Annotated in this window: 4 protein-coding genes; 3 read left to right on the top strand and 1 reads right to left on the bottom strand. The window is 51.3% G+C overall.

All coding sequences use genetic code 11. The annotated features are described in order from the left end of the window. Positions 1 to 255: response regulator (locus QCH34_RS05620; protein ID WP_300331435.1), on the bottom strand; the 255-nt coding region annotated here is incomplete at its 3' end. A gap of 347 nt (positions 256 to 602) precedes the next feature. Between QCH34_RS05620 and QCH34_RS05615 the strand changes: the two genes are divergently transcribed. The 3 genes from QCH34_RS05615 to QCH34_RS05605 all read left to right on the top strand — a co-directional run. Then, positions 603 to 3776 (top strand): Cache 3/Cache 2 fusion domain-containing protein, encoded by a 3174-nt coding sequence (locus tag QCH34_RS05615; protein ID WP_300331432.1) that lies wholly within the window; start codon positions 603 to 605, stop codon positions 3774 to 3776. A gap of 12 nt (positions 3777 to 3788) precedes the next feature. Further along, positions 3789 to 4295: a chemotaxis protein CheW gene (locus tag QCH34_RS05610; protein ID WP_300331429.1), complete on the top strand. Its 507-nt coding sequence runs from the start codon at positions 3789 to 3791 to the stop codon at positions 4293 to 4295. Between the two features lie 94 nt (positions 4296 to 4389). Next, a partial coding sequence (locus QCH34_RS05605; protein WP_300331425.1) for a HAMP domain-containing sensor histidine kinase occupies positions 4390 to 5561 on the top strand: 1172 nt, incomplete at its 3' end.

Here is a 5561-nt window from a genome sequence, read left to right as displayed (position 1 = left end):
ATCCTGTATATCAGATGTGAGGACGATAACAGGGATTGTAATCGCCTTCTCCCGTATTGCCTTTAGAAACTCAATCCCATCCATATCCGGCATCAGCAGATCAACGATAATAACGTCAGGGCTCTCCCTCTCCGCCATCTCAAGCCCAAGGCGCCCATTATCAGCTTCGATACAGGTATAGCTCTCATTTTTGAGTGTTTTTTTGATGATGGTGCGCTGGAAGGATGAGTCGTCGATTATCAGAATGGTTGGCATAGGCATCCCTTATGTAGGAATTCTTTTGGGAAATAATTTGGGATCATGTGAACCGAAACAGAGCCGTTCAATCCCGTTCCCGATCCGGCACCAAAGCCAGATCCACCATTCAAGAGTGGCATAAACCGGCAGTATACAAACCGACACTAACGGTGGTTATGAGCATCTAAAGCAAAGGGTTTTTTTAGTACCACTACCTTTAGACATACATTTAATCCCATGTATTGCAAACGAAAATACAGGATTAACATGGATATTAGGAAGCCGAATTGCCCGGCAGGGCAAAAACAGCTTCGATTGAGAGAGAGCCGATATCTTTCGGCCAGTGTGTTTGGAGGAGATGGATTATGAAAGAAGGGAAAGCCTCAAAAATTGGCAACATGAAGATCGGGACGAAGATCCTGATCATCTGTCTGGCACTCGTCATCATTCCGACGGTGCTCCTTGGCGTCATTGCATATAATAGTGCAAGCGGGGCTCTGGAAGATCAGGTAGAGACTGAGTTTGAACTTCGTGTCAGTGAGAGCGCAAAACAGGCTGAGGCCGTCTATTCGCTGACCATGGATATACTTGAGGTCGGCCTGAATGTCCTTCGAGCCGAATTCCAGAGTTATGGAACGCCACAGATCCAGAATGGACAGCTGGTTCTTGTTGATTCCGCGGGCCAGGTCACTGTTGTGAATGATAATAACGCAATGGTCGATGGTGTGGTAAACCAGGTCGGCGGTGCAGCAACCATCTTCCAGGTGCAGGGTAACCAGGCGATCCGTGTTGCAACAACAGTCATAGGTGCAGATGGCAGGCGTGCCCTCGGGACACCGGTATCCCAGGAGGTCTATGACGCAGTCGTTGTCCGTGGGCAGACCTTCTATGGAACCGCAAATGTCGTTGGTGTCAACTATATCACTGCGTATGAGCCGATCCGCGGTCCGGGCGGTGCGGTGATCGGTATCCTCTTCACCGGAGTTAAGGAAGATGCGACACTCGGAGTTGTAGAGGAAGACTTCAAGAGAACGGTGATCGGACAGAACGGGTATATCTACGTTCTTGACTCAACAGGCACCGCAGTTGTGCACCCGACTCTTGAAGGACAAAGCCTCACCCAGTATGATTTCATCCAGGAGATGCTGAGGCAGAAAGAAGGTATCATCAGGTATGACTGGGAAGGCGAGGACAAGATCGTCGCATTCACCTACTATGAACCCCTCGACTGGTATATTGCCGCAGGTGCAGACTGGAACGACTTTACCGGGCCGATTAATGATATCAGGAACGCGATCCTGATCATCGTGATCGGTGCTGTCCTCATCGGCGGGGCAATCGCAGTCCTCTTCGGGAGGAATATCGCACGCAGAATGGGCGACCTCGTCAATCTCGGCAGGCGTGTCCAGGAAGGAGATCTCTCAGGTACCATGCAGACTGATGGAAGCGGGGACGAGATCGGACAGGTTGCGGGAGCATTTGGCGGCGTTGTCTCGATAATCCAGCAGTTCGGCACTGAGATGAATATGATCAGTGATTCCGCCAGCGAGGGCAGGCTGGATGTCAGGGGCGATGCCTCCAAGTTCAAGGGCGATTATGCCCAGATGATCCATGGTGTCAATGACATCCTCGACGCGGTTATCGGGCCACTGAATGTTGCTGCTGAATATATCGACCGGATCAGTGAGGGGCAGATTCCTGACCTGATCACAGATGATTACAAAGGCGACTTCAATGAGATCAAGAATAACTTCAATAAGTGTATTAATGCGATCAACCTCCTCATTGAGGATGCAAATATGCTCTCCGAAGCGGCAGTCGATGGAAGACTGGATACGAGGGCTGACGCATCGCGGCACCAGGGAGATTTCAGAAAGATCATCACCGGTGTCAATGACACGCTTGATGCAGTCATCGGGCCGCTGAATGTTGCTGCTGAATATATCGACCGGATCAGTGACGGCCAGATTCCCGAGATGATCACTGACGACTATAGGGGAGACTTTGCAGAGATCAAGAACAACCTCAACAAATGTCTTGCTGCTGTAACACTCCTTGTCAAGGATTCAAACACACTTGCCCAGGCCACAATCGAAGGGAAGCTTGACATCCGTGCAGATGCTGAGAAGCATGAAGGCGATTTCAGGCTCGTCATTGAGGGGTTAAATAACGTTCTTGACGCCGTTGTCAGGCCCATCAAAGGAATGGGCGGAGCGATGAACAAGATCAGCAAAGGTGATATCCCCGAGAAGATCTCCCGTGAGTTCAAAGGCGAATATAATGAACTGAAGGATAGCGTGAACAGGTGTATCGATGCAATCAATCTCCTTATCGATGATGCAAACCTGCTTGCCGGGGCAGCAGTCGATGGAAGGCTCGCCACCCGTGCAGATGCATCGAAGCACCAGGGAGACTACCGGAAAGTCATCGATGGATTGAACAACACCCTTGATGCGGTTGTCAAGCCGGTGAACGAAGTGATCCGGGTTTCTGACTCCTTTGCAAACGCTGACTTCAGCACCAGGTTCTCAGATGATGTCGCTGCAAAAGGCGACATGGAGAGGCTGAAGAAGGCACTGAACAATGTCTCCACCAATGTTTCAAAGTCGATTGGTGAAGTAAACCGGATGATGGGAGAACTCGCTGCCATCTCTGAAGAGGCGAATGCCAGCATCGAGGAGGTCTCATCCGGTGCCCAGCAGATCGCAAAGAACACCGGCCACGTGAGCGAGAACTCCGAGAAGGCAAACAATGGAGCCATCCAGGTGCTGAGGGCAATGGAAGACCTCTCGGCAGCAGTTGAGGAAGTCACCTCGAATGCCGAGTCGGTTGCCTCGCTTGCACGGAATGCCAACGATCAGTCGAAGCAGGGAGCAAAGCTTGCTGCAGCCGCTGAGCAGGGTATCGGAGAGATCAGCCAGTCTGCGGCAGATGTTGACAAGATTATCAAAGGCATCAACGAGCAGATGGAGCAGATCGGAAAGATCGTCGGCCTCATTGCAGATATCTCCAACCAGACGAACCTCCTGGCACTCAATGCCGCAATCGAAGCGGCACGTGCCGGAGATGCGGGCCGTGGGTTTGCTGTTGTCGCAGCAGAGGTGAAATCACTTGCCCAGGAGTCCGGATCATCTGCCGAGAGTATTGCAAGCATGATCGGAGAGCTGCAGGTGCAGGCAAAGAGGGCGGTCGAGGCGATGGGAACTGCGAATACTGCTGTTCATGCCGGATCCGACCAGATGGAGAAGACGATCGTCGCATTCAACGAGATCGTCCAGTCTGTCGAGCAGATCTCCCGTGCAATCGAGGAGGTTGCCAGTGCATCTGAGGAGCAGGCGGCAACTGTCGAGCAGATCACAGCAAGCGTTCATGAAGTGAGCGGCCTCATTGATGAGAATGCTCGTGAGGCGGGAGATGCGGCAGCCGCAACCGAGGAGGCATCTGCCGGTATCGACGAGGTTGCACGGATGGTTGAGAATGTGAGCGCAGTCGCAAACAAGACCCTCCAGGCGAACCAGCAGTTCAAACTGGCGAAGTAGGGGGATGAAACCATGGCAAGTGACGTGCACAGTGATGATAGCCAGGTGATGTCGGGGTCGATTCAGGTCGTCGAGTTCATCCTCGGTGATGAGAAGTTTGCGATCGACCTCTTCGATGTCCGTGAGGTGGTGGAGTACACCCGGATATCCGCCCTCCCCAACTCCCCTTCCTATATCAAAGGAATCATCGATCTCCGGGGCGAGATCACCACCATCATCGACCTAAAGGATCGTCTGAACATAATGAGAAAGAACGATCGGCCTGAGGAGGAATCACGGATCATTGTTCTTGACGAGAATATCACAAAGAAGAAGGTCGGGATAATGGTCGACGATGTCCTCTCGGTCTCGACATTCGAGATGAACCAGGTCGACAGAACCGGTGCAGCTGACGTTGATGACGATTCAAGTATCCTCGGCATCATCAAAAAGAAGACCAGGGTGAAGGATAAGGATCTGACAGATCTGATCATCTGGATTGAGATCAAGCAGCTCCTCGGCGATATGCTGAAGATGTAGGATCGCTCTCATCCGGGCGATCTGTTGAAGGATATAATTCTCCCTTCATCCAATCCTTCTTTTTTGCATAGAGATCGGGATACAGGACACTCAGATGAAGAAAAATGCGAATGAATACCTGCCTCTCCTCCTTGTTACAGTTACAACCACGCTGTCAATCATAATCGGGTTTCTGGCGCTCGCATCAGGTGTCAATTTCATCTTTCAGAACCTCTTCTACATCCCGATAGTCATCGCCTGTATCTACTATACTCGACATGGTCTCCTCTTCTCCATTCTTCTTTCAGCAATCTATCTCGGCATGCTCCTCTCCTATGCAGGAGCCGGATACCTGACCGAGGGGCTGATCAGGGTTCTGCTCTTTGTGGCGATTGCCTTCATTGTCACCCTCCTTGCGGAGAAATCAGAGGGGATTGAAGGGAAACTTGAGACGATGAATGAGGAGCTTCTTGATTCAAACAACATCCTGCTTGAGATGAATGAGCGGCTTGCCCGGACAGAAGAGGAGATCCGATCCCAGTTTGAAGAGCTTGTGACAACCCAGAATGCTCTGAAGGACGAGATCGAACGGAAGACAGATTTTGTCATGATCGCCTCACATGAACTCCGCACACCACTCCAGCCGGCACTGGGCTATCTCAGCCTCCTCACCTCCGATCCAAAAGGCTTTGGCCTCTCTGAAGAGGTTGTCGAACTCCTCCACCGTTGCCAGAAGAATATCGATCAGGAGAGGAAAATCATCGATCGGGTCCTCGAACTCTCGCTTGTAGATTCCGGCAAGATTACTCCGCTCTATGATACAATCCATATCCACGACTTTCTCAACGATATCATAGAGGCATTCGGGTGTGGATCGGATGCAGAAATAACCAATGATATTCCACAGGACCTGATTATATCAGCAGATCCATCTCTCCTCTACCAGGTCTTTTCAGTCATCCTCTCAAATGCAATCCGTTTCAATGAACCTCCCCGCAAGGTATCCCTCCTCTATGATGGAGACGATGGCGGCCATTCAATCGGGATCAGGGATAACGGGATAGGAATTCCCGTACATGCACAGGAAAAAATCTTTGAGCCATTCCATATCGCCGATCAGAATACCCTGAGCCGGCAATATAACCGGCTGGGGCTCGGCCTTCCTATCGCCCAACGTTATGTCCAGCTTCATGGCGGGAGGATTACCGTGGAGAGCAGACCGGGGGAGGGGAGTACTTTTACGGTGTGGCTTCCTGAGAAGCAGGCAGTTGCAGAAGAGCCCCAATG

Origin of the sequence: Methanocalculus sp., from assembly GCF_029762515.1 — an archaeon.
Taxonomy (GTDB): domain Archaea; phylum Halobacteriota; class Methanomicrobia; order Methanomicrobiales; family Methanocorpusculaceae; genus Methanocalculus.
This window is presented reverse-complemented; position numbering and strand designations above follow the sequence as displayed.